The sequence below is a fragment of the Pseudomonas bohemica genome (assembly GCF_002934685.1).
GTDB lineage: Bacteria > Pseudomonadota > Gammaproteobacteria > Pseudomonadales > Pseudomonadaceae > Aquipseudomonas > Aquipseudomonas bohemica.
The window spans coordinates 105,372-131,163 of record NZ_NKHL01000121.1 but is presented as its reverse complement, the minus strand read 5'-3'; the positions used below and the strand labels follow the sequence as shown (position 1 = coordinate 131,163).

Annotated in this window: 19 protein-coding genes, 1 tRNA gene and 1 pseudogene; 16 read left to right on the top strand and 5 right to left on the bottom strand. The window is 57.8% G+C overall.

The features are described 5' to 3' along the window. Positions 1–211: 211 nt before the first annotated feature. The 4 genes from CE491_RS28130 to CE491_RS28115 all read left to right on the top strand — a co-directional run bounded on the left by CE491_RS28130 (position 212) and on the right by CE491_RS28115 (position 6,395). Entirely contained in the window at positions 212–2,134 is a 1,923-nt protein-coding gene (locus tag CE491_RS28130; RefSeq protein ID WP_110951588.1) for a PrkA family serine protein kinase, read from the top strand. Between the two features lie 117 nt (positions 2,135–2,251). Then, positions 2,252–3,523, top strand: coding sequence for a YeaH/YhbH family protein (locus CE491_RS28125; protein WP_110951587.1), 1,272 nt, complete (start codon positions 2,252–2,254; stop codon positions 3,521–3,523). Further along, positions 3,520–5,082 carry a SpoVR family protein gene (locus tag CE491_RS28120; RefSeq protein WP_110951586.1) on the top strand — a complete coding sequence of 521 codons (1,563 nt, stop codon included), beginning with the start codon at positions 3,520–3,522 and terminating at the stop codon, positions 5,080–5,082. The genes CE491_RS28125 and CE491_RS28120 overlap by 4 nt, the downstream gene beginning before the upstream one ends. Before the next feature lie 83 nt (positions 5,083–5,165). Further along, positions 5,166–6,395, top strand: a complete 1,230-nt coding sequence (locus tag CE491_RS28115) for a multifunctional CCA addition/repair protein (protein ID WP_110951585.1) — start codon at positions 5,166–5,168, stop codon at positions 6,393–6,395. Positions 6,396–6,531: 136 nt separating this feature from the next. Here the strand turns inward: CE491_RS28115 and folK are convergent, their stop codons facing one another. Beyond that, positions 6,532–7,059 (bottom strand): 2-amino-4-hydroxy-6-hydroxymethyldihydropteridine diphosphokinase, encoded by a 528-nt coding sequence (gene folK / locus CE491_RS28110; protein ID WP_110951584.1) that lies wholly within the window; start codon positions 7,057–7,059, stop codon positions 6,532–6,534. Continuing rightward, positions 7,050–7,403, bottom strand: coding sequence for a dihydroneopterin aldolase (gene folB / locus CE491_RS28105; protein ID WP_110951583.1), 354 nt, complete (start codon positions 7,401–7,403; stop codon positions 7,050–7,052). The genes folK and folB overlap by 10 nt, the downstream gene beginning before the upstream one ends. Before the next feature lie 74 nt (positions 7,404–7,477). Here folB and plsY point away from each other — a divergent pair, with 74 nt between their 5' ends. Beyond that, the gene (plsY, locus tag CE491_RS28100) at positions 7,478–8,047 is read left to right on the top strand and encodes a glycerol-3-phosphate 1-O-acyltransferase PlsY (RefSeq protein ID WP_199885281.1); all 570 of its coding nucleotides are present in this window, start codon (positions 7,478–7,480) and stop codon (positions 8,045–8,047) included. Positions 8,048–8,099: 52 nt separating this feature from the next. On the opposite strand, the gene tsaD is transcribed toward plsY, so the two are convergent. Continuing rightward, positions 8,100–9,125 (bottom strand): tRNA (adenosine(37)-N6)-threonylcarbamoyltransferase complex transferase subunit TsaD, encoded by a 1,026-nt coding sequence (gene tsaD / locus CE491_RS28095; RefSeq protein ID WP_110951581.1) that lies wholly within the window; start codon positions 9,123–9,125, stop codon positions 8,100–8,102. Between the two features lie 196 nt (positions 9,126–9,321). Here tsaD and rpsU point away from each other — a divergent pair, with 196 nt between their 5' ends. From rpsU to CE491_RS28065, 6 genes and pseudogenes are all read left to right on the top strand, one after another. Beyond that, the gene (gene rpsU / locus CE491_RS28090; protein ID WP_110951580.1) at positions 9,322–9,537 is read left to right on the top strand and encodes a 30S ribosomal protein S21; all 216 of its coding nucleotides are present in this window, start codon (positions 9,322–9,324) and stop codon (positions 9,535–9,537) included. 247 nt (positions 9,538–9,784) lie between these two features. Then, entirely contained in the window at positions 9,785–11,755 is a 1,971-nt protein-coding gene (dnaG, locus tag CE491_RS28085; protein WP_110951579.1) for a DNA primase, read from the top strand. A 67-nt stretch (positions 11,756–11,822) separates the two neighbouring features. After that, positions 11,823–13,667 (top strand): RNA polymerase sigma factor RpoD, encoded by a 1,845-nt coding sequence (rpoD, locus tag CE491_RS28080; protein ID WP_110951578.1) that lies wholly within the window; start codon positions 11,823–11,825, stop codon positions 13,665–13,667. 426 nt (positions 13,668–14,093) lie between these two features. Further along, positions 14,094–17,051 (top strand): annotated as a pseudogene (locus CE491_RS28075) (sensor domain-containing protein); the annotation flags it as partial. A 16-nt stretch (positions 17,052–17,067) separates the two neighbouring features. Beyond that, positions 17,068–17,144, top strand: a tRNA-Ile gene (locus CE491_RS28070). Between the two features lie 223 nt (positions 17,145–17,367). Continuing rightward, positions 17,368–18,414: an FUSC family protein gene (locus tag CE491_RS28065; RefSeq protein ID WP_110951577.1), complete on the top strand. Its 1,047-nt coding sequence runs from the start codon at positions 17,368–17,370 to the stop codon at positions 18,412–18,414. Positions 18,415–18,515: 101 nt separating this feature from the next. Here CE491_RS28065 and ppk2 read toward each other — a convergent pair whose 3' ends face one another. Together ppk2 and CE491_RS28055 are read right to left on the bottom strand one after the other, a co-directional pair. Continuing rightward, on the bottom strand, positions 18,516–19,427 hold the full coding sequence (gene ppk2, locus CE491_RS28060) for a polyphosphate kinase 2 (RefSeq protein WP_110951576.1): 912 nt from the start codon (positions 19,425–19,427) through the stop codon (positions 18,516–18,518). A gap of 140 nt (positions 19,428–19,567) precedes the next feature. After that, positions 19,568–20,188 carry a helix-turn-helix domain-containing protein gene (locus tag CE491_RS28055; protein ID WP_110951575.1) on the bottom strand — a complete coding sequence of 207 codons (621 nt, stop codon included), beginning with the start codon at positions 20,186–20,188 and terminating at the stop codon, positions 19,568–19,570. Between the two features lie 393 nt (positions 20,189–20,581). Here CE491_RS28055 and CE491_RS28050 point away from each other — a divergent pair, with 393 nt between their 5' ends. The 5 genes from CE491_RS28050 to CE491_RS28030 all read left to right on the top strand — a co-directional run bounded on the left by CE491_RS28050 (position 20,582) and on the right by CE491_RS28030 (position 25,731). Continuing rightward, positions 20,582–21,619, top strand: coding sequence for an ABC transporter substrate-binding protein (locus tag CE491_RS28050; RefSeq protein WP_234407698.1), 1,038 nt, complete (start codon positions 20,582–20,584; stop codon positions 21,617–21,619). Between the two features lie 30 nt (positions 21,620–21,649). After that, positions 21,650–22,417 carry a class II aldolase/adducin family protein gene (locus CE491_RS28045; protein WP_110951573.1) on the top strand — a complete coding sequence of 256 codons (768 nt, stop codon included), beginning with the start codon at positions 21,650–21,652 and terminating at the stop codon, positions 22,415–22,417. Positions 22,418–22,601: 184 nt separating this feature from the next. Next, positions 22,602–23,063, top strand: coding sequence for an Lrp/AsnC family transcriptional regulator (locus tag CE491_RS28040; RefSeq protein ID WP_110951572.1), 462 nt, complete (start codon positions 22,602–22,604; stop codon positions 23,061–23,063). Between the two features lie 161 nt (positions 23,064–23,224). Then, a complete protein-coding gene (locus CE491_RS28035) occupies positions 23,225–24,919 on the top strand; it encodes a flavin monoamine oxidase family protein (RefSeq protein WP_110951571.1) in 1,695 nt (564 codons plus the stop codon). An 11-nt stretch (positions 24,920–24,930) separates the two neighbouring features. Beyond that, the gene (locus CE491_RS28030; RefSeq protein WP_110951570.1) at positions 24,931–25,731 is read left to right on the top strand and encodes a carbon-nitrogen hydrolase family protein; all 801 of its coding nucleotides are present in this window, start codon (positions 24,931–24,933) and stop codon (positions 25,729–25,731) included. The last annotated feature ends 61 nt before the right edge of the window (positions 25,732–25,792 follow it).

The window sequence follows — 25,792 nt, the reverse complement described above, 5'->3', positions numbered from 1 at the left end:
TCATTCACACGCCTTCCTTCTTTCTGTGTGCGAATCCGAACTATCCTTAGCCCAGGCCATCCGAATCAGGGGAGAGCCGGTACACCGGCGCGTGGGTCATCGGTAGCTACTTTTATGGTGTTTGGGGGGTAATGACCGCTGAGTGATCGGCAGTCATCCAGCATCGACTGACGATCCGCCGCCGGCTCCACGTATCGAGCGAGGTGACGTCATGAGTATTTTTAGCCACTTCCAACAACGCTTTGAATCGACACGCCAGGAAGAGTTCTCGCTACAGGAGTACTTGGAGCTCTGCAAAACCGACCGCCGTGCATACGCCTCAGCCGCAGAACGTCTTCTGCTGGCCATCGGCGAGCCTGAGTTGTTCGACACATCGACCAACTCCCGGCTGTCCAGAATCTTCTCCAATAAAGTCATCCGGCGCTATCCGGAGTTCGAAGACTTCCACGGCATGGAGGACTGCATCGAGCAAATCGTTTCGTACTTCCGCCACGCCGCTCAGGGTCTGGAAGAGAAGAAACAGATCCTTTATCTGCTTGGCCCTGTTGGCGGCGGTAAGTCGTCTCTGGCTGAAAAGCTTAAACAGCTCGTTGAAAAAGTGCCTTTCTACGCCATTAAGGGCTCGCCGGTTTTCGAATCGCCCTTGGGCCTGTTCAAAGCTGCCGAAGACGGGACGATCCTCGAAGAGGACTTCGGCATCCCGCGCCGCTACCTGAATACCATCATGTCGCCATGGGCGACCAAACGTCTGGCCGAATTCGGGGGCGACATAAGCCAGTTCAGGGTGGTGAAACTCTACCCGTCGATTCTCAACCAGACCGCGGTAGCTAAGACCGAACCGGGTGACGAGAATAACCAGGACATTTCTGCCCTGGTGGGTAAAGTCGACATCCGCAAACTCGAAGAATATCCACAGAACGACGCCGACGCCTACAGCTACTCGGGCGCGCTGTGCCGGGCCAACCAGGGCCTGATGGAATTCGTGGAGATGTTCAAGGCGCCGATCAAGGTCCTGCACCCACTGCTCACCGCTACTCAGGAAGGTAACTACAACAGTACCGAAGGCCTGGGCGCGATCCCGTTCACCGGTATTCTGCTGGCCCACTCCAACGAATCGGAATGGCACAGCTTCCGCAACAACAAGAATAACGAAGCCTTCATCGACCGTATCTACATCGTGAAGGTGCCGTACTGCCTGCGTGTCAGCGACGAGATCAAGATCTACGACAAGCTGTTGTTCAACAGCTCGCTGGCCAAGGCGCATTGCGCGCCCGACACTCTGAAAATGCTCGCGCAGTTCACCGTTCTATCTCGTTTGAAAGAGCCGGAAAACTCGAACATCTATTCCAAGATGCGGGTTTATGACGGCGAGAACCTCAAGGACACCGACCCGAAAGCCAAGTCGATTCAGGAGTACCGCGACAGCGCGGGTGTCGACGAAGGCATGAACGGACTGTCGACTCGCTTTGCGTTCAAGATCCTCTCCAAGGTCTTCAACTTCGACCCGCACGAAGTGGCGGCCAATCCGGTTCACCTGCTGTATGTCCTGGAACAGCAAATCGAGCAGGAGCAGTTCCAGGCGGAAACCCGCGAACGCTACCTGCGCTTCATCAAGGAATACCTGGCGCCGCGCTACATCGAGTTCATCGGCAAGGAAATTCAGACGGCGTATCTGGAGTCCTACAGCGAATACGGTCAAAACATCTTCGACCGCTACGTGCTGTACGCGGACTTCTGGATTCAGGATCAGGAATACCGCGATCCGGAAACCGGCGAAATCCTCAACCGAGTTGCGCTCAACGAAGAGCTGGAGAAGATCGAGAAACCGGCAGGCATCAGCAATCCGAAGGATTTCCGTAACGAGATCGTCAACTTCGTCTTGCGTGCCCGCGCCAATAACAATGGCAAGAATCCGACCTGGCTCAGCTACGAGAAACTCCGCGTAGTGATCGAGAAGAAGATGTTCTCGAACACCGAGGATCTGCTGCCGGTTATCAGCTTCAACGCCAAAGCCAGCAAAGAGGATCAACAAAAACACAACGACTTCGTCACCCGGATGGTCGAGCGGGGTTACACGGACAAACAGGTACGACTGCTTTCCGAGTGGTACCTGCGCGTGCGGAAGTCGCAATAAAGCAGCTGTGAGCTACAAGCTTCAAGCGGCAAGCTGGATGGGTCAGCGTCTGAATGCCTGGCCAGGATCAGCTTGCAGCTTGTGGCTGTTTTTTTCTTGTAGCTGCCCGGAGGGCCTATGAGCTATGTGATCGACCGACGTCTCAATGGCAAGAACAAGAGCACGGTAAATCGGCAGCGCTTTCTGCGTCGTTACCGTGACCACATCAAAAAAGCAGTCGAAGAAGCAGTCAGCCGCCGCTCCATCACGGACATGGAGCATGGCGAACAGATCAGCATCCCCGGTCGCGATATCGACGAACCGGTGCTGCACCATGGCCGCGGCGGCAAACAGACCGTCGTCCATCCTGGCAACAAGGAATTCACCACCGGCGAGCACATTGCCCGTCCGCAAGGAGGCGGCGGTGGCAAGGGGCCCGGCAAGGCGAGCAACTCCGGCGAAGGCATGGATGAGTTCGTGTTCCAGATCACCCAGGAAGAATTCCTCGAGTTCATGTTCGAAGACCTCGAACTTCCCAATCTGGTCAAACGCAACCTCAGTGGTACCGATACCTTCAAAACCGTGCGTGCGGGCATCAGTAACGAAGGCAACCCGTCGCGGATCAACATCATTCGTACGCTGCGCTCGGCACACGCCCGACGCATTGCGCTATCGGGCAGCAGTCGAGCCAAGCTTCGAGAAGTGCTCGCCGAACTTGAGCGCCTTAAACGCGAAGAACCCGACAATTTTGGCGACATTCAAGAATTGGAGGTTGAAGCCCAACGCTTGAAGGCACGCATCAAACGGGTGCCGTATCTGGACACCTTCGATCTCAAGTACAACCTACTGGTCAAGCAACCCAACCCCAGCTCAAAAGCCGTCATGTTCTGCCTGATGGACGTCTCCGGCTCCATGACTCAGGCGACCAAGGACATTGCCAAACGCTTTTTCATCCTGCTGTACCTTTTCCTGAAGCGGAACTACGACAAGATCGAAGTCGTGTTCATCCGCCACCACACCAGCGCCCGCGAGGTCGACGAGGAGGAGTTTTTCTATTCCCGGGAAACAGGCGGCACCATCGTTTCCAGTGCACTGAAGCTGATGCAGGAGATCATGGCCGAACGCTACCCCACCAACGAGTGGAACATCTACGCGGCGCAGGCGTCGGACGGTGATAACTGGAACGATGACTCGCCCATCTGCCGTGACATTCTGATCAAGCAGATCATGCCGTTCGTGCAGTACTACACTTACGTCGAGATCACCCCGCGCGAGCATCAGGCGCTGTGGTTCGAATACGAACGTATCGGCGAAGCGTTCGCTGACACGTTTGCCCAGCAGCAGCTGGTCTCTGCCGGTGATATCTATCCGGTATTCCGTGAACTCTTCCAGCGCAGGTTAGTGACATGACCGCTAGAGAGCAGAAGCGCCAACCCCTTTCCACGGGTTCAGAGTGGACATTCGAACTGATCCAGGCGTACGACCGGGAAATCAGCCGCATCGCCGAGCGTTATGCCCTGGACACTTATCCCAATCAGATCGAGGTGATCACCGCCGAGCAGATGATGGACGCCTATGCGTCGGTCGGCATGCCGCTGGGCTATCACCATTGGTCCTACGGCAAGCACTTCCTCAGCACGGAAAAATCTTACTCACGCGGGCAGATGGGGCTGGCGTACGAGATCGTCATCAACTCCGATCCTTGCATCGCTTATCTGATGGAAGAAAACACCATATGCATGCAGGCATTGGTGGTGGCCCATGCGTGCTATGGCCACAACAGTTTCTTCAAGGGCAATTACCTGTTTCGTACCTGGACCGACGCCAGCTCGATCATCGACTATCTGGTATTCGCCAAGCAATTCATCATGCAATGCGAAGAACGCCACGGTATCGACGCCGTGGAGGACCTGCTCGATTCCTGCCACGCCCTGATGAATTACGGCGTGGACCGCTACAAGCGCCCCTACCCTATTTCGGCGGAAGAAGAACGCCGTCGCATGAAGGATCGGGAAGAGCACCTGCAAAAGCAGATCAACGATCTGTGGCGCACCATCCCGAAAAACGCCAGCAGGAACGACAAGGAGGACAACGCCCGCTTCCCTGCCGAACCGCAGGAAAACATCCTGTATTTCATTGAAAAACATGCGCCGCTGCTCGAGCCTTGGCAGCGTGAAGTGGTGCGCATCGTGCGCAAGATTGCGCAGTATTTCTATCCACAACGCCAGACCCAGGTGATGAACGAAGGCTGGGCGACCTTCTGGCACTACACGCTGATGAACGACCTGTACGACGAAGGCCTGGTGACTGACGGATTCATGCTCGAATTCTTGCAGTCCCACACCAGCGTGGTGTTCCAACCCGGTTTCGACAGCCCTTATTACAGTGGCATCAATCCTTATACCCTGGGTTTTGCCATGTATCAGGACATTCGGCGGATGTGCGAGCACCCTACCGACGAAGACCGGCGTTGGTTCCCGGACCTGGCCGGCACTGATTGGCTCACTGCCGTGAAGTTTGCGATGAGCAGCTTCAAGGACGAGAGTTTCATCCTGCAGTACCTGTCGCCCAAGGTAATCCGCGATCTCAAGCTGTTCAGCATTCTGGATGACGATCAGAAGGACGATCTGCTGGTTCCTGCCATCCATGACGAAACGGGCTACAGGACAATTCGCGAAACCCTCGCTGCCCAATACAACCTGGGCAACCGAGAACCCAACGTGCAGATCTACAGCATCGACCGCCGCGGCGATCGCTCGCTGACCCTGCGCCATCAACAGCATGACCGGAAGCCGCTGGGCGACTCTACCGACGAGGTGCTCAAACATCTGCATCGTCTCTGGGGCTTCGACATTCATCTGGAGACGCTGCAGGGCGATCAAGTGATGAAAACCCACCACGTACCGCCGAGAAGCGAACACGCTGACAGTGAGTATCCCCGGCTCGACCTGGCGGTCGTTCACCTATAGAACCTAAAGCGGGATCTGAAGAAAAAATGCACCTCCGCAAGCGCGACGTAAGGTTTATCCTGTCGCGCTTACGGAGGTTTTTTATGCAGATCTATAAAGTTGGCGGTGCGGTACGCGATCGCCTGCTTGGCAAACCCGTCGCGGACACCGATTGGGTCGTCGTCGGCGCGACAACCGATGAAATGCTGATCAAGGGCTACCGCCCCGTAGGCACGGACTTCCCGGTGTTTCTGCATCCGCTGACCGGCGAGGAGTACGCCCTTGCCCGCACCGAGCGCAAGACCGGACGCGGTTATGGCGGATTCGTGTTCCACGCCTCACCGGACGTGACCCTCGAAGAAGACCTGATCCGCCGCGACCTGACCATCAACGCCATTGCCGAAGACAAAGACGGCCATCTGATCGATCCCTATCATGGTCAACGCGATTTGCAGGAGCGCATTTTGCGCCACGTTTCCCCGGCGTTCGCGGAAGACCCCCTGCGAGTGCTGCGCGTTGCCCGCTTTGCTGCGCGCTATGCACCCGACGGTTTCATCGTTGCTCCCGAAACACTGATGCTGATGCGTCAACTCAGCGCGTCGGGCGAATTGGAAGCCCTCACGCCGGAGCGCAGCTGGAAGGAAATTTCCCGCGCATTGATGGAACGCGAGCCACAGGTATTCATTCAGGTGCTGCGTGAGTGCGGCGCGCTCAAGGTGCTGATGCCGGAAATCGATGCACTGTTTGGCGTGCCTCAACCCGCAGCCCATCACCCGGAAATCGATACCGGCCTGCATGTCCTAAGCGTTCTGCATCAGTCCGCTGTGCACAATCAGCCGCTCAGTGTCCGCTGGGCGTGCCTGCTGCATGATCTGGGCAAAGGGCTGACGCCGGAAGAGGAATGGCCTCGGCACATTGCCCACGAGCAGAAGGGCCTGAAAGCCATCAAGGCCGTGAGCCTGCGCTTCAAGGTACCGAGGGACTGCCAAGAGCTGGCGCTGCTGGTCGGCCAATATCACACCCACGGGCATCGGGCACTGGAATTGCGACCTTCGACGTTGCTCGATCTACTGCAAAGCTTCGACGTGTATCGCCGGCCTCAGCGTTTCGAGGAATTCATCGTCGCCTGCGAGATGGATGCCTGCGGGCGCAAGGGGTTCGAGGATCGCAGTTATCCACAGGCCGAGTATTTGCGTGGCGCGGCCGAGGCCGCCAGGCAAGTCGCGGTGCAACCGTTGCTGGACCAGGGCTATCAAGGGCAGGAGCTGGGCGAAGCACTCAAGCGGGAACGGTTGGATACGCTGACGGTTTACAAGGCGTCGTATCAAGTTTGAATGCATGACACAGGGGAGTTTGCGGTCGCTGTGGGAGTGAGCTTGTTCACGAATGCGGTGGGGCAGTCCCACCCAAGCTGACTGGCACTAGGCGTCCGTGAGCAAGCTCACTCGTACAGAGAACGGGTGATGCCTGTTAGATAGAGGGCAACATCCCGACCGGAGTCAGTTGCTTACCCCGCCACTCGAACCCGACCGGCCACAGCTGCTGGTCGATCTTCGCGTTTTCCCACAAACGAGCGAATGTTACGCCTACGTCTGGGTGCGTCATCTGCGGCGCAATCAGAGACAAAGGCCACAGCACGAATGCGTTCTTCAGAATTTCCGCGCGCGGCAGGATCAAGCCATCGAAATTGCCAACCTGATCGCCATACAGCAATACATCGATATCCAGCGGCAAACCCTTGCGGTCCGGTGCGTAGCGTCCGTTATCGGCCTCGATGAATTTCAGGCGGCGGTCAAGCTCGATCAAGGGCAGGTCCGTCAGCGCTGACACCACCAGATTGATGAATGGCCCACTCTTGATTCCCACTGGATGACTCTCGAACACAGGCGAGCAGGACATGTCAGTCAGGAAGTCAGCCAGTGCCTCGAGCCCCGCACACAAGTGCAGATGCCGGTCGATATTGCTGCCCAGCCCAAGGAAAATCCGTGTCAGCGACATCCGCGCTCAATCTCCACGCCCACGCCTTTGGCCGCTGGCACGGCTCCGGGCTTGGTCAGCTTCAGGTGCAGCCAGGGAATATGGAATTCACTCATCAGTACTTCGGCCAGACGTTCAGCGAAGGTCTCAACCAACTGGAACTGCGACACATCGGCAAACGCCTGGATGCGCGCGCAGACACTGGCGTAATCGAGCGCCTTGCTCAGGTCATCACCTGCCGCCGCCGGCCGATTGTCCCAGGCAAAACTCAGATCCAGACGCAGGCATTGTCGGATGCCGCGCTCCCAGTCGTAGGCCCCAATCACCGTATCGACTTCCAGACCCTCAATGAAAACTCTGTCCAAGCCTTTCTCTCCGCTGCACGACAAGGGCGCGATGCGCCGTTAGAATCAGGGCATCCCTACCCGGAATGGTTAGCATGTTTTGGTTACTGGCGATCCTCGCCTACCTGCTCGGCTCGCTGTCCTTTGCCATCCTGCTCAGCCGCATCACCGGCAGTCCGGACCCGCGCGCCAGTGGTTCGGGCAATGCGGGCGCCACCAACATGCTGCGCCTGGCCGGCAAGAAGCTCGCTATCCTGACCCTGATCGGCGACGTCTGCAAAGGGTTGATCCCGGTGCTGATCGCTGGCTGGGCCGGACTCGATCCACGGCAACAGGCGTGGGTGGGGCTTTGCGCGGTGCTCGGCCATCTTTTCCCGCTGTACTTCCGTTTCCGTGGCGGCAAAGGCGTCGCCACCGCTGCTGGTATGCTGCTGGGCCTGTATGCGCCTGCCGCCTTGCTGGCAATCATTGCCTGGCTGCTGATTTTCTACCTCACCCGCACCAGTTCACTGGCTTCGCTGATCGCAACGCCTCTGACTCTGCCACTGCTGGCTTGGCAAGAACCTCACGCGCTGTTGCCCATGACTCTGCTGAGCTTGCTGATTGTCTGGCGTCATCGCGGCAATCTACGCGACCTGTTTGCCGGGCGCGAACGGCATTTCTGAATGCAAAAGATGAAAAAGGCTCATTCGAGCCTTTTTTGACTAAACCGCTACATTAAAGACCCGGCAACTGCTCCATCGGCCAGCGAGCCTGGACACTGATGCTCAGACTTTCCTTCTGCCCCGCCTGTAGGCGCTGACACCCGGCAAAAGCGATCATCGCGCCGTTGTCGGTGCAGAACTCCGGCCGCGCGTAATACACATTGCCACCCAGTGCGCCGAGCATCTGCTCCAGCGACTGACGCAAAGCCTTGTTCGCGCTCACGCCCCCGGCAATGACCAGGCGCTTGAGGCCGGTTTGCTTGAGTGCGCGCTTGCACTTGATGGTCAAAGTCTCCACCACCGCCTGCTGGAAGGCCAGCGCGATGTCGCAACGGGTTTGCTCGCCGTCGTCTCCAGCGCTTTGGCATTGCTGCCAAGTGTTCAGAGCGAAGGTTTTCAGGCCGCTGAAACTGAAATCAAGGCCGGGGCGATCAGTCATCGGTCGCGGGAAAGTAAAGCGACCCGACGTTCCGCTTAACGCCAGACGAGAAATCTCGGGCCCGCCTGGGTAATTCAGGCCCATCATCTTCGCAGTCTTGTCGAATGCTTCACCGGCGGCGTCGTCCAGGGTTTCCCCCAGCAGCTCATAAAGACCAATGCCATCGACACGAACCAGCTGCGTATGACCACCTGAAGCCAACAAAGCGACGAACGGAAACTCGGGTGGCTGTGCTTCCAGCATGGGAGCCAGCAGGTGACCTTCCATATGATGTACGCCCAGGGCGGGAATGTCCCAGGCGAAAGCCAGCGCCTGTGCACAGGAAGCCCCGACCAGCAGCGCGCCAACCAGGCCGGGGCCTGCGGTGTAAGCGATCGCGTCGATCTCTGTCGCAGCGCAATCGGCTTCGGCCAACACCTGACGAATCAAAGGCAGCATGCGTTTTACGTGATCGCGGGAGGCAAGCTCCGGAACCACGCCGCCGTAGACCCGGTGCAGGTCGATCTGGCTGAATAATGCATCGGCGAGCAGCCCGCGTTCGCTGTCGTAGAGCGCAACGCCGGTCTCGTCGCAGGATGTTTCCAATCCCAGTACTAACATGGGGGTACGCCTTGTGGAGGCTGAATTCGAAGGCGCGCATAATAGTCGCCGCTTATGCCTGCGACCAGCAGTTTTCGATCAGGGGCTTTGCATTCCTCGCGCCGAGGGGTTAACATCCGCAACCCTTAAAACCGGCGTACTCAGTGCAAGCGTTGTACGAGGCGTCGACCCCGGTAATGAATGAAGGTAGCTCTGGATGCCAGCCGTCAAAGTTAAAGAGAATGAACCCTTCGACGTAGCTCTGCGTCGTTTCAAGCGCTCCTGCGAGAAAGCCGGCACTCTGGCCGAAGTTCGTAGCCGCGAATTTTACGAGAAGCCAACTTCCAAGCGTAAGCGTATGGCAGCTGCTGCTGTTAAGCGTCACGCCAAGAAAGTTCAGCGCGAACAGCGCCGCGCCGTTCGTCTGTATTAATACAGACGTTCGTCGCAAGCTTCTGCCTTGCCCGGCCTCAAAGCCGGGCTGTCGGCAGTTACAGTTTTAGCCTCAAGCAGCACGGACAAAGGCTTTCGACGATCGCAGATGCGACCAAGACGAACCTCGTCTCATTCTTCCAGCCTGATTCAGGCAGCGTTGACCCGTCTACACTGACCAAGCAACCGTCGTTACGCTTTGGATTCGCCACGATCTTTCTGGCGGGGCGCCTGATGATGAGAACGCCATGGCCGGACTGATTCCCCAAGGTTTTATTGACGACCTTCTGAACCGCACCGACATCGTCGATGTTGTCAGCTCACGCGTCCAATTAAAGAAAACCGGCAAGAACTTCAGCGCCTGCTGTCCTTTCCACAAGGAAAAGACACCGTCGTTCAGCGTCAGCCCCGACAAGCAGTTCTATTACTGCTTCGGTTGTGGCGCAGGTGGCAACGCCCTTGGCTTCATCATGGACCACGACAACCTGGATTTCCCCCAGGCCGTCGAGGAACTGGCCAAAGCCGCTGGCATGGAAGTACCCCGCGAACAGGGTGTCAGAGGCCAAAAGCCAAGGCAGCCCGTTGATTCGCCGCTTTACCCGCTATTGACCGCCGCCGCCGATTTCTACCGTGCCGCACTGAAAAGCCATCCGACACGTAAATCCGCAGTGGACTACCTGAAAGGCCGTGGCCTGTCAGGCGAGATTGCCCGCGACTTCGGCCTGGGGTTCGCCCCGCCTGGCTGGGACAATCTGTACAAGCATCTGAGCAGCGACACCCTTCAGCAGAAGGCCATGATCGATGCCGGCCTGCTGATCGAGAACGCCGAAACCGGCAAGCGCTACGATCGTTTTCGCGACCGGGTCATGTTCCCCATTCGCGACAGTCGAGGCCGAGTCATCGCCTTTGGCGGTCGGGTTCTGGGTGACGACAAACCGAAATACCTGAACTCTCCGGAGACCCCGGTATTTCATAAGGGCCAGGAGCTGTACGGCCTGTTCGAGGCACGCAAATACAATCGCAACCTCGACGAGATCATCGTGGTCGAAGGCTACATGGATGTCATTGCACTGGCCCAACAGGGCTTGCGCAACGCCGTCGCGACACTGGGCACCGCCACCAGCGAAGAGCACCTTAAAAGGTTGTTTCGCGTGGTGCCGAACGTTCTGTTCTGCTTCGACGGAGACCAGGCCGGCCGCAACGCCGCCTGGCGAGCACTGGAGGCAACGCTTTCCAGTCTTCAGGACGGTCGTCGCGCGCGCTTTCTGTTTCTACCCGAAGGCGAAGACCCGGATACCCTGGTTCGCGCGGAAGGCACTGACGCATTCAAGGCCAGGATCAACCAGCACGCACAACCGCTGGCCGACTACTTTTTCGAACAGCTGACCAAAGAGGCGGACCCGCGCTCGCTGGAAGGCAAAGCACATATGGTCACCCTGGCGGCACCGCTGATCGAAAAAGTCCCTGGGGCTAATCTGCGCGAACTGATGCGTCGCCGTCTCAAGGAAATTACCGGGCTGGATACCGCGGCCGTGAATCAGCTGGTGCAGACCGCTCCAGCCGAGCCACAACCGGTTTACGATCCGGGCTTCGACTACGATTCAGTGCCCGATTACGGCGATTACCAGCCTCACGACGCATACGAACCGCAGCAGGAATGGACGCCCAATACATCGGGCGGACAACAGAAAAAATGGGAAAAGAAACCTTGGGACAAGGGCAAGAAGTGGGACAGGAACGGTAAACGACCCGATTTTGAGCCACGTGCCCCGCGAACGCCGGCGACCGTCGAACCTCCGACTCTGACAGCGCTCAGGACCCTGCTTCATCATCCTGATCTGTCACAGAAGGTGGAAGATACCAGCCACTTCGCCGCAGAAGACAACGTTTACTCACAGTTGCTGGTGGCGCTACTCGAAGCACTGCAAAAAAACCCCAAGCTGCGATCGCTGCAGTTGATCGCTCGCTGGCACGGGACCGATCAGGGACGATTATTACGACAACTGGCGGAAAAGGAATGGCTGATATCGGCCGATAACCTTGAACAACAGTTTTTCGACACTATAACTAGCTTGTCCGCCCGCCAACGCGAGCGAAGCCTGGATCAATTGATCAGGAAGGAACGGCAGACCGGGCTGAGTGCTGAGGAAAAAGTTCAGCTACTCAACCTGTTAAATCGCAAAGTTCCTGCACAAACCCCGACCTCAACTGGCGCGTGAGGTCCGAGCTCGGGTATAATCCTCGGCTTGTTTTTTGCCCGCCAAGACCTTCAGTGGATAGGGTGTTATGTCCGGAAAAGCGCAACAGCAGTCTCGCCTCAAAGAGTTGATCAGCCGTGGTCGTGAGCAGGGTTACCTGACTTACGCGGAGGTCAACGACCACCTGCCGGAGGATATTTCAGATCCGGAACAGGTGGAAGACATCATCCGCATGATTAACGACATGGGGATCAACGTATTCGAGAGTGCTCCGGATGCGGACGCCCTTCTGTTGGCCGAAGCTGACACCGACGAAGCGGCCGCTGAAGAAGCAGCCGCAGCGTTGGCGGCAGTCGAAACCGACATCGGTCGCACGACCGACCCTGTGCGCATGTATATGCGTGAAATGGGTACGGTCGAGCTTCTGACACGCGAAGGCGAAATCGAAATCGCCAAGCGTATCGAGGAAGGCATTCGTGAAGTGATGGGCGCAATCGCGCACTTCCCTGGCACGGTCGAGCACATTCTCTCCGAATACACCCGCGTTACCACCGAAGGTGGTCGCCTGTCCGACGTTCTGAGCGGTTATATCGACCCGGACGACGGCATCGCGCCGCCAGCCGAGGTTCCGCCGCCGATCGATCAGAAAGCCGAAAAGGCCGAAGCTGACGATGACGACGAAGAGTCTGCCGATGGCGACGACGAGGAAGAGGCCGAAAGCGGCCCTGATCCGGTCGTGGCAGCGCAACGCTTCGGTGCGGTCTCCGATCAAATGGCGGTCACTGTCAAGGCCCTGAAAAAGCACGGTCGTGGCAGCAAGCAGGCTAACCAAGAGCTGCTGGCTCTGGCTGAATTGTTCATGCCAATCAAACTGGTTCCAAAACAGTTTGAGGGTCTGGTCGAACGTGTTCGCAGCGCTTTGGAGCGTCTGCGTGCGCAGGAACGCGCTATCATGCAATTGTGTGTGCGTGATGCACGCATGCCACGTGCCGATTTTTTGCGCCAGTTTCCTGGCAACGAAGTCGATCAGAGCTGGACCGATGCACTGGCCAAAGGCAAGAGCAAATACGCCGAAGCCATTAGTCGCCTGCAGCCCGACATCCAACGTTGCCAGCAAAAGCTGACCGCGCTGGAAGAAGAAACCGGCCTGACCGTGCTGGAAATCAAGGACGTCAACCGTCGCATGTCGATCGGGGAGGCCAAGGCCCGCCGCGCGAAGAAAGAGATGGTTGAAGCGAACTTGCGTCTGGTGATCTCGATTGCCAAGAAGTACACCAACCGCGGCCTGCAGTTCCTGGATCTGATTCAGGAAGGCAACATCGGCCTGATGAAGGCGGTGGACAAGTTCGAATATCGTCGTGGTTACAAGTTCTCGACTTATGCCACCTGGTGGATTCGTCAGGCGATCACTCGTTCGATCGCTGACCAGGCTCGCACCATCCGGATTCCGGTGCACATGATCGAGACGATCAACAAGCTCAACCGCATTTCCCGCCAGATGCTGCAGGAAATGGGTCGTGAACCGACGCCGGAAGAGCTGGGCGAACGCATGGAAATGCCCGAGGACAAGATCCGCAAGGTATTGAAGATTGCCAAAGAGCCGATCTCCATGGAAACCCCGATCGGTGACGACGAAGATTCGCATCTGGGGGACTTCATCGAAGACTCAACCATGCAGTCGCCTATCGACGTTGCAACCGTTGAGAGCTTGAAAGAGGCAACGCGTGAAGTGCTCTCCGGCCTTACCGCCCGTGAAGCCAAGGTGCTGCGTATGCGCTTCGGTATCGACATGAATACTGACCACACCCTCGAGGAAGTCGGTAAGCAGTTTGATGTTACCCGTGAGCGTATTCGTCAGATCGAAGCCAAAGCGCTGCGCAAGCTGCGTCACCCGACCAGAAGCGAACATCTGCGTTCGTTCCTGGACGAGTAAGCTCAAACGCGTCTAAACAAGACCCCCGGCCATGCCGGGGGTCTTGCGTTTCAAGGAACAGAAATTTGGCAGTGTGCCACCCGCCCCAAGCACAGCTACACTCGACTCATTCCTAACGATGCAACTAATGAGGCTGCCATGTTTTGGATGCCGGCCATTGCTTTGTTGTGCTTGATGGGGTCGACCACCGTCGACGCTCAGCTTCTTCCACAAGGGGAAACGACCTGGCCGGGCATGCATGACGGATCAATGCAGCGCACGGATGCTGCATCGCCGGACATTGAACACTTGAACGGAATCAGTTTCGTCGGCGGCAACCTTCCGGCTTCGGAAGACGGTCTGCATCAGGCGCTGACCTACGCCGACCCTCCCCGAGCCGATCTCGGGACACCCGCGCTGAACGCCCGCTCCCGCGAATCCGCCAAGTTCTGGCGGGACTTCTTGCTTTACGGGCTTCCGGGCCTGCTCCTGCTGTCGACGATTCTGGCGATCGTAGTCCGGATCAACCGCCGCCTCAGCTCGGAGATCTCCCGCCGGGTGGCACTCGAACAGGAGCTGCGCAGCAGCGAATACCATTACCGCGGCATGATCGAAAGTCTGTCGGCCATCGCGTGGGAAGCCAGCACCCACGACTATTCGTACAACTATGTCTCGCCTCACGCCGAGAACCTGCTCGGCTACCCGCTCCACCAATGGCTCAAGCCCGGTTTCTGGCACAGCCTCGTGCACCCTGCGGACCTGCAAGCTGCCGTAACTTATTGCGACCAACAAACAAAACTGGGCAACGATCACAGCGTCGATTATCGCGTCATCAGTGCCGACGGCCGAACGTTGTGGATACGTGACATCGTTGCGTTGATCAGCTACGGCCACGAACCGGTGATGCGTGGGCTCATGATCGACATCACAGAAGCCAAGCAGACCGAAGAGGCTCTGCGTCAATCTGAGGGGAAATTCGCCTCGGTATTCGCGCAATGCCCGGACATCCTGGTGATTGCGAGACTGTCGGATGGTTGCTTCCTGGAGGCGAACCGGGCATTCGTCGAGCAGATCGGCATAAACGCCAGCGAGGTGATCGGCCGAACGCCGAGTGAACTGAACATCTGGGGCATTCCGGATATTGGCCCCAGTCTGCTTCAGCGCCTGCAAAAGGGCAGCATCCGCAATCTGGAAATGCCATTTCGCCGCAGCAACGGCAGAACGTTTACCGGCCTGTTGTCCGCTGAACCTTTCGATCTGGATTCAACCCCTGCTGTGGTGGTGGTTGTGCGCGACATCACCCCACTCAAGGAAGCTCAGCAGCAGTTGCAGCTATCCGAGGAGAAGTTCGCCAAGGCTTTCCACTCCTCCCCCGACGGCCTGCTCATTTCGCGGCAAAGCGACGGACTGCTGGTGGAAATCAACGATGGTTTCAGTCGTATCACTGGCTATCACAGCTCGCTGTCGCTGGATCGCACGACACTTGAGCTCGGGATATGGGTCGATCTGAATGAGCGTCAGCAACTGCTTGAGCAATTGAACCGCGATGGCTTCGTCAAGGACTTCACTAGCCATATCAGACGTAGGGACGGGCAGATAAGGCTGTGCGAAATATCTTCACGACCGCTGCCCATCGGCGGCGAAGACTGCATGCTCACCATCGCCCGAGATATTACCGAACGTCAGCAGATGCAGGAAAAGCTGCAATTGGCCGCCACTGTTTTCGAGAGCACAGCCGAAGGCGTCTTGATCACCGACACTCGACAGCGCATCAATGCCGTCAACCGCGCCTTCAGTGAAATCACTGGCTACAGCGAGAGCGAAGCCATCGGCGAAACCCCTCGCCTGCTGGCCTCAGGGCTACATGACAGCGCGTTTTACGCAGCCATGTGGTATCAGCTGACCGCGGAAGGCCATTGGCAGGGAGAAATCAGCAATCGCCGGAAGAACGGCGAGATCTACCCTAGCTGGCTGACGATCAGCGCAGTGCGCAACCGCGAGAGGTTCATCACCCATTTTGTCGCCGTTTTCGCCGATATTTCGAGCCTCAAACAGGCGCAGGCCCGGCTCGATTATCAGGCGCACCACGACCCACTCACCGGCCTACCGAATCGCACGCTATTCGAAAGCCGGCTACACGCCGCCCTTGTTCACAGCACAGAACTCCATAGCCTCGGCGCGGTGCTATTTCTCGATCTGGACCGCTTCAAGCACATCAACGACAGCCTGGGCCACCCGGTCGGTGATCTGTTGCTCAAAGGCATCGCCCAACGCTTGAAAGAAAACCTGCGCGACATCGATACCGTCGCCCGATTGGGTGGCGACGAATTCATCATCCTGCTCCCGGGCCTGCAAACCGGAAGTGACGCCGAAGCCATTGCCACAAAGCTGCTGAACAGCTTCTCCGCCCCCTTCCAGGCCGGGGAGCACGAGTTCTTCATCAGCACCAGCATTGGCACCGCATTGTTTCCTAACGATGGAGCAGACGTTGCCACCCTCATCAAAAACGCCGATGCCGCGATGTATCGCTCCAAGGCCAAAGGCCGCAACCGCGTCGAAAGCTATACCCGCGACCTTACCGCCCAGGCCAGTGAGCGCGTCGCTTTGGAGCACGAACTGCGGCGCGCCATCGAACGCAACGAATTCACCCTTTCCTACCAACCCAAGATCAGCTTGCTGACACAACGGCTGGTCGGAGCCGAAGCCCTTATCCGCTGGACCCACCCAACTTTCGGAGAAGTCCCACCCGAGCGGTTCATTCCTCTGGCAGAGGAAAACGGCATGATCCTGCAGATCGGCGAATGGGTACTCGACAGAGCCTGCCAACAGCTCCACCAATGGAACCAGTCCTACGATGTGTTCGGCTCGCTTTCGGTGAACCTGGCGGGCGCGCAACTGCGCCAGCCCAACCTGCTCAATCGCATCGAACAGTTGCTCAACCAGTACCAACTGCAGCCTGGATGCCTGCAGCTGGAAATCACCGAAAACTTCATCATGTCCCAGACCGAAGAAGCGCTTTCAGTGCTGCATCGCCTCAAAAAAATCGGTGTGCAACTGGCCATCGACGACTTCGGCACCGGCTATTCATCGCTCAGCTATCTCAAACGCCTGCCACTGGACATCCTCAAGATCGACCAATCATTCGTGCGCGGCCTGCCTGACGACCAACACGACGCCGCTATCGTGCGCGCCATCATCGCCTTGGGTAGCAGCATGCAACTGACCGTGATTGCTGAAGGCGTCGAAACCCTCGAACAACAACAATTCCTCGCCGAAGAAGGCTGCGAACAGATCCAGGGCTACATCGTCAGCCTCCCCCTGGCCCCCGAAGAATTCTGCTCGACGTTTCTTCGTATAGCCGTTTCAGACTTTTCGGATAGCACAGCGCGGAAACCGTCGTTATAATCCGCCGCCTGACTGAGGGCCTATAGCTCAGTTGGTTAGAGCAGAGGACTCATAATCCTTTGGTCCACGGTTCGAGTCCGTGTGGGCCCACCACCTTCAAAAGCCGCGCATTGCGCGGCTTTTGTGCTTTCTGTCGATGATTTTTATCCAAAATACCGCGATTAAAATCACGAAAGAACATCCGATCAATATCTTCGTAGCGTCCCCATTAATCGACTGTCGCCAGGTCCCCGAATTGGCGTTTGGTTAGGTGTAATAACTCGCGGCGTTTGCCAAACTGCCGGATATATTCGTGACTTCGATGGTCTGTAACCCCATGAACACACCCTCCCTCCCCCTCTTCTTGCGTCGCATTCTGCGTCCACTTCTGGACCCTTACCGCCGTTATCGCCACGCCCGCTACATCCACGCCGGCCGCATCGTTGTGGGTTTGCTGGTTTCGATACTGCTGACCACAGGCATCCATCTACCCCACGGCGAGTGGGCATCGGTCACGATGCTGATCGTGATTGGCGGGTTGCAGCATCATGGCAATATCGGCAAGAAGTCGGTGGAGCGTGCCTACGGGACGTTAATCGGGGCGGCGTTGGGGTTGGCGGTGGTGGCGCAGGAAAGTTATCTGGGCATGCCGCTGCTGACGTACGTCATCATGTCGTTGATCTGCGGTTTCTTCGCTTATCACGCCATCGGCAAGGGCGGTTATACGGCGCTGTTGTCGGCGATTACGCTGTTTATTGTCGCGGGTCATGGTGACAACCCGATCACCGACGGGCTGTGGCGAACGGTGGATATTCTGATCGGTATCGCGCTGGCGTTGGCGTTTTCCTTTGCGCTGCCGCTGTATGCCGTGTACTCCTGGCGCTACAACCTGGCCACCGGTTTGCGGGATTGCGCGAAAGTTTATGAACGTATCAGTAGCGGGCAGTCGATTGCCGCTGATGAGCACTTGAAGCTGACCGCCAGGCTCAACGCGACGATGCTGCAATTGCGCTCGCTGATGCCTTCGGTGTCGAAGGAAGTAAAGATTTCGCTGGTGGAGCTGGATGCGATTCAAGGGCATTTCCGCATGTGCCTGAGCACGTTGGAGATCCTTTCTAACTTACGTCCTGCCGACCATGGCAACGTAGGAATGACTGCTGAGCAGCGCCGGATTCGGCGTATGCTGATCGGTATGGCGCGCGCTCTGCAGAGTGGCGCCACTGAGCGTCTGGAGCGTCCGACCGAATCGTTGGCGGTCGGTCCGGAAGCGCCAGCCGTCTCAGCAGAAGTGTTGGGTTATGAACTGATGACCCGGCAGTTGGCACTGAACATCGAAGGGCTACAGCGGCGCTTAGCGAAAACGGCGCAGAAGTGGAAGATTTGATGTTCGCTGCCAGCGTCCGTAACAGCCCAGTTTGCCAGCAGTAGCGACTTCGAATCGGTCACCGTTGGCAAGCCGTGCTGCTACAAACGTGCACTACGCAATCAGTAGACAGACGGCACCACCATCTCACGCGGCACTGGCGCACGCAGGTAGTCGGCGTTGTATTCGCGCTCAGGCAGCACCACTAACGAGGACTCAATATCCCCGCGCGGGATCTGGCTCAGCAGGTGGTGAATGCAGTTCAAGCGTGCGCGCTTCTTGTCGTCGGCCTCGACGATCCACCACGGCGCCACGTCAGTATGCGAGCGTGTGAGCATTTCTTCCTTGGCGTGGGTGTAGTCTTCCCAGCGGCGGCGGGACTCCAGGTCCATCGGCGACAGTTTCCACTGCTTCAGCGGGTCGTGGATGCGCATCAAAAAGCGGCGATATTGCTCGTCATCGGTGATGGAAAACCAATATTTGATAAGGATGATGCCCGAGCGCACCAGCATCTTTTCGAACTCGGGAACGGTGCGGAAGAACTCTTCATACTCGTCGTTGCTGCAGAACCCCATGACCCGCTCGACACCTGCGCGGTTGTACCAGCTGCGGTCGAACAAAACCATTTCGCCAGCCGCCGGCAGATGCGACACATAACGCTGGAAGTACCACTGGGTTCGCTCACGCTCGCTCGGCGCCGTCAACGCCGCGACTCGGCAGACCCGCGGATTCAGGCGCTGCGTGATGCGTTTGATCGCGCCGCCCTTGCCTGCTGCATCGCGCCCTTCGAACAGCACGACAACTTTGAGTTTCTGGCTCACGACCCAGTCCTGCAGCTTGACCAACTCCCCTTGCAGACGCAGCAGTTCGCGAAAATACACTCGACGATCGATGCCCTTCGGCACCTCCTCACCCAGATCCGAGAGCAGGCCATCCAGGCGCGCGTCGTCGTATTCCATCTCCAGTTCTTCGTCGAAACTGTCGAGGATGTCGGCGTGGATGTAGCGGGCGGTTTCGGATAGATCCAGAGTCATCACAGAGCTCCCGGCGTGGATTCAGAGGGTCAGGGAGAGAAGTTAGACACGCCGGGGGTGACATCTGAATGACAAAGGGGCGACAGCATAGAAAAGTCCTACATGCCAGACCGATTAATCGCTCGAATGGAACTTGACCATCAGTAGGTCGGCGGCGTGATGACCCACAACACCACGGCATCGGCCTCGCCCGGATTGCCGTATCGGTGAGGCTCGCTGCTGGCGAAACGAAAACTGTCGCCCTCGCCAAGCAGGAAATGCTTCTCGCCCACCCACAATTCGAAAGTGCCGGTCAGCACATAGCCGACCTCTTCGCCTTCATGGGTATAGCTGGTGCGGTTGTACGCGCCGGGCGGGAAGCGCGAGTGCACCATCTCGATCTGCCCGCTGGGGCTTGGCGTGAGCAGCTGATCGTAGATGCCATCGTCGTAATGGATGTTCTGGCGGGTACCCTTGCGTACCACGTAACCGGCATCGGCTTCGCTCACCTCGGACTTGGTGGAAAAAAACCACTGAATGTTCACGCCGAGGCAACGGCCGATTCTCAGCAGGGTGTCCACGGAAGGCCGCGACAGGTCGCGCTCCAGCTGACTGATGTAACCCACCGACAGCTGGCTGAGCCGCGCGAGTTCGGCGAGGGTAAGGCCCTGCCGCTTGCGCAGGCCGCGGATGCGCTCCCCAAGAAAGCTTTCGCCAGCAGTCAGGTCGTTGCTTACCGATTCTGCCTTCCTGGCGCTCTTGTTGATTTTTCCTTCGCTCATTGTCGAACCTCGGTACCTGTCTGCTGAGTGCGCGAAATGTGGCGCAGTTTAAGCGGCTCTGCGTGAAAAAACCGATCCGGCAGAGCTAATTTAAGCTCAGGTTTCACCAGGAGTGAAAATTCAGTCTTTTTTTTTACTAAACAATCATTCCCATCTTCTTTTTTCACTTGCGCTGAATTAGTCTCTAGCCACGCTCACGCTCAATGCCGTCGGCGAAAATAATAAAGACACACCGCTGAATGGCCGCGCAGCTACTCGCGGATTTGCAGCACCAGCTTCCCTGTTTTTCAAACCATTGCCTGTTTCTATCCGATTACCCCTGTGCAGCCCAGGGCGTGCCTCTGTGCCCCTTCGACTGCGAAAAAGAGCCCTACGGCCGCAAGGAAAATGTCGATGAACAGTAAGAACCTGAAAATTGCGTGTGCGGTACTGATGCTTTCTCCTTTGTCAGCATTCGCTGCTGAGAATTTGGTCATCGTCGGCTTCGGTGGCGCCGCCCAGAAAATCCAGAACACGACCATTTTCGAACCCTTCGCCAAGCAGGCCGGGGTCAGCGGGGTGCAAACCGAATACAACGGGGAAATGGCCAAGATCAAGGTGATGGCCGAAACCGGTCATGCCGACTGGGACGTGGTGCAGGTCGAGGCGCCGGACCTTGAGCGCGGTTGCGCGGAGGGCCTGTTCGAGAAGCTGGAATGGCCCAAGCTCGCCAGCGGCCAACAGTTGATCGAAGGTGCGCAGCAGGACTGTGGCTCGGCGGCGCTGGTCTGGGGCATGCCGCTGGTGTACGCCACCGACAAGGTCAAAAACCCGCCAACCAGTTGGGCCGACTTCTGGGACACCGAGAAGTACCCGGGCAAACGTGGCCTGCGCAAGGGTGCGATGTACACCCTCGAATACGCGCTGCTGGCGGACGGAGTGCCTGCCGCAGACGTCTATAAAGAGCTGAACACCAAAGCCGGCGTCGACCGTGCTTTCGCCAAGCTGGACAAGCTCAAGCCGTACATCCAATGGTGGGAAGCGGGCTCGCAACCAATGCAGTGGCTTGCCTCGGGTGACATCGTCATGACCACCACCTTCAGCGGTCGTGGCGCAGTGGCTGCCAGCGAGGGCCTTAAAGTGGCGCCGATCTGGAAAGGCTCGCTGTACAGCATGGATTACTGGACCATCGTCAAAGGCTCGCAGCATAAGGAAGCGGCGAACAAATTCATCGCTTACGCCAACCAAACCGCACCGCAGCAGGCATTTTCCCAGGCCATCGCGTACGGCGTGACCAACAAGGCGTTGAGCGACAAACTGGACCCGAGCAAGGCCCCTTGGATTCCCACCTCGCCGCAGAACATGGCGGTGGCGATGCCATTGAACATCGAGTTCTGGGTCGATCATGGTGAAGAACTGGAAGAACGTCTGAACGCCTGGCTGGCGCATTGATCCGCCAAGGCCGACATAACCGGAGGAAAAATGACACACGCGTACAGCCCGCAGGAATGGCAACTGAGGCAGGAGTTGGCGGCCTGTTATCGCCTGATCGCACACTATCGGATGACCGATCTGATTTTCACTCACCTGTCCCTGCGCATTCCTGGGCCGGAGCATCATTTCCTGATCAATCCTTACGGGCTGATGTTCGAGGAAATCACAGCCTCTAATTTGGTGAAGATCGACCTTGACGGCAATAAGGTGGAGGCCTCGCAATACCCGGTCAACCCGGCAGGCTTCGTGATTCATAGCGCAATCCACCGTGCCAGGGAAGATGCTCAGTGCGTGCTACACACCCACACCAGGGCAGGTTGCGCGGTGGCGGCACAGGAAGGCGGGCTGTTGCCGGTGAATCAGATCTCGATGGAGTTCTATGGTCGCGTGGGCTATCACGACTACGAGGGCATCGCCCTGAATTTCGATGAGCAGCAACGCTTGGTCGCGGACCTTGGCGATAACTCGGTGATGATCCTGCGCAACCACGGGCTGCTGACCGTGGGCAACAGCGTAAAACAGGCGTTCCTGCGCATGTATTACCTGGAAAAGGCCTGCGAGATTCAGATCGCGGCTCAGGCGGGTGGCGGTCTGCACCTGCCGCCGGAGGATGTGCGCTTGCGTACTGAACGGCAGTTCAATGCGCCGGGACAAGGTGTTGCCGATGGTGAGTTGAGCGACCTGGATGCGATTGATTTTGCCTGGGCGGCATTGCTGCGGATGCTGGATCGAGTGGCGCCTGACTATAAAAACTAGACCTTACGCATAGAGACCGCTTCGCGGTCTGTCGCGCACAAGCGCGCTCCTACAATCGACCGCCTTCTTCTGTAGGAGCGCGCTTGTCCGCGATGGCCAGAATGCTTAACGAAAGAGGGTCAGAAGCACGCAAACCTTCCTCCCAGCAGGTAACATCACCCGCTTGCCGAAGGAGATCCGCCTCTTGTCCGACACTCGCCCTCCCGCCCTCGATGACATCGATCGACAACTGATCGCCGCGCTGCAAATCAATGCGCGTGAGCCGGTGGCCAATCTTGCACGTCAACTGAGCATCGCCCGGACCACCGTCACCTCCCGTCTGGCGCGTCTGGAAAAGGCCAAGATCATCACCGGATACGGCGTGCGATTGAGTCAGCGCGTGGTCGATGGTGGGTTGCAAGCCTATGTCGGGATTACCGTGCAGCCGCGTTCGGGCAAGGAAGTGTTGCGCCGCCTGACCGCTCTGGCGCAGGTGCAGCAGCTGTGTGCGGTGAGTGGGGAATTCGATTACGTGGCCTGGTTGCGCACCGATTCGCCGGAGCAGCTCGATCAGTTGCTGGATCTAATCGGCAGCGTCGATGGCGTCGAAAAGACCACGACGTCGATTATTCTGAGCAGCAAGATTGATCGTGGGCAGCCGGTTTAGTCGGAATTTTTTGTCGCCTGAGCTGCGCCATCGTCGGAATGCCAATCCCTATCGTCACTTTGCCTAAAATCTCTACATAACGACGACACTCTGCGTCTTATTAACGTCTCAACTGTTATCTAGACTTTCCCCTTTCGCGCCTCAGTCGAACAAGGTCAGTCATGAAGAACAATCGTCACCCCGCCGACGGCAAAAAACCGATCACGATTTATGGCCCGGATTTTCCATTCGCCTTCGACGACTGGATCGAGCATCCGGCAGGCCTGGGCACTATTCCCAGTGACAACCTGGGCAAGGAAGTGGCGATTGTCGGCGCAGGTATTGCCGGTCTGGTCGCGGCCTATGAGCTGATGAAGCTCGGCCTGAAGCCGGTCGTTTACGAGGCCTCAAAAATGGGTGGCCGTCTGCGTTCGCAGCAGTTCGAGGGCGCCGAAGGCATCATCGCCGAACTGGGTGGCATGCGTTTTCCGGTGTCGTCCACCGCTTTCTATCACTACGTTGACAAGCTGGGCCTGGAATCCAAACCTTTCCCCAACCCGCTGACCGCCGCCTCCGGCAGCACGGTGATCGACCTGGAAGGCACTACGCATTACGCACAGAAGCTGTCGGACTTGCCTGCGCTATTTCAGGAAGTGGCTGACGCCTGGGCCGACGCGCTGGAAGATGGCGCGCAGTTCGCCGACATTCAGCAGGCGATCCGCGATCGTGACGTGCCGCGCCTCAAAGAGCTATGGGACAGACTGGTGCCATTGTGGGATGACCGTACGTTCTACGATTTCGTCGCCACCTCCAAGGCCTTCGCCAAGCTGTCGTTCTACCACCGCGAAGTGTTCGGCCAAGTGGGTTTCGGCACCGGCGGCTGGGACTCTGACTTCCCGAATTCAATGCTGGAAATTTTCCGCGTGGTCATGACCAACTGCGACGATCATCAACACCTGATCGTCGGCGGCGTGGGCCAGGTGCCGTTGGGTATCTGGCGACACGCACCCGAGCGCTGCGCGCATTGGCCACAAGGCACCACCCTCTCTAGCTTGCATCATGGCGCGCCACGAACTGGCGTGAAACGCATTGCTCGTGCAGCGGATGGGCAATTCGCTGTCACCGACAATCTGGGCGACACGCGGCATTACGACGTGGTCCTGGCAACCTGCCAGAGTTGGTTGCTGACGACCCAGATCGAATGCGAGGAATCGCTGTTCTCGCAAAAAATGTGGATGGCCCTGGACCGCACGCGCTACATGCAGTCGTCGAAAACCTTCGTTATGGTCGACCGTCCGTTCTGGAAAGATAAAGACCCCGAAACCGGCCGCGACTTGATGAGCATGACGCTGACCGACCGCCTGACCCGCGGCACGTATCTGTTCGACAACGGCACCTATTCCAACGGAGTAGAGAAGCCGGGGGTGATTTGTCTGTCGTACTCGTGGATGAGCGATGCGTTGAAAATGCTGCCTCACCCGGTGGAAAAGCGCGTCAGCCTGGCGCTCGGTTCGTTGAAAAAGATCTATCCGAAGGTGGATATCGCCGCACGTATCATCGGAGATCCGATCACAGTGTCGTGGGAATCCGACCCGCATTTCCTCGGCGCTTTCAAGGGCGCGCTGCCTGGCCACTACCGCTACAACCAACGGATGTATGCGCACTTCATGCAGAAGGACATGCCTGACGAGCAACGCGGCATTTTCATTGCCGGTGACGACGTTTCGTGGACCCCGGCCTGGGTCGAGGGCGCGGTGCAGACATCGCTCAACGCGGTGTGGGGCATCATGACCCACTTCGGTGGCAAGACTCACGCCGAAAACCCGGGGCCGGGCGATGTGTTTCATGAGATCGGCCCGATCGTTTTGCCCGAATAAAGGAAGCCCCCATGCGCGTTGCCCTGTATCAATGCCCGCCGCTGCCGCTGGAAATTCGCAGCAATCTCGCGCGCCTCAAAGCTCAGGCGGCTGAAGCCGCGGTGCAAGGCGCCGCGCTGTTGGTCTTCCCGGAGATGTTTCTGAGCGGCTACAACATAGGCGCGCAAGCCGCACGGGAACTGGCGCAACCCAGCGACGGGCCGGCAGCGCAGGAAATCGCTGACATCGCCAAGGCGAACGGCATCGCGATTCTGTATGGCTATCCTGAGCTGAGCACCGACGATCAGGTCTACAACGCTGTGCAACTGATCGACGCGCAAGGTTTACGACGCTGCAATTATCGTAAGACGCATCTGTATGGCGAGCTGGACAAATCCATGTTCAGCGCAGGCGATGAGCATTTTCCGGTGGTGGAATTCAATGGCTGGACGCTGGGATTCCTCATCTGCTACGACGTGGAGTTTCCCGAAAACACCCGGCGCCTGGCCTTGGCGGGTGCTAACCTGATTCTGGTGCCGACCGCCAACATGGCGCCTTACGATTTCGTCTGTGAGGTGACCGTTCGGGCCAGAGCATTCGAAAACCAGTGCTACCTGGTTTACGCCAATTACTGCGGCAGCGAGGGCGAGATTCAATATTGCGGTTTGAGCAGCATTTGTGCGCCGGATGGCAGGCGGATCGGGCTCGCCGGGCAAGATGAAGCATTGGTGGTGGCAGATCTGGATCGCCAGGCGATGAGCGAGTCACAGGCGATCAATACCTATTTCAAGGATCGTCGGCCGGGGTTTTATTCAGGATTGGTCAACCCCTGATCTGCCAAATGCGCACGGTCCTACACCACAATTCCGGTAATCCGATAGCATGACCAGTCAC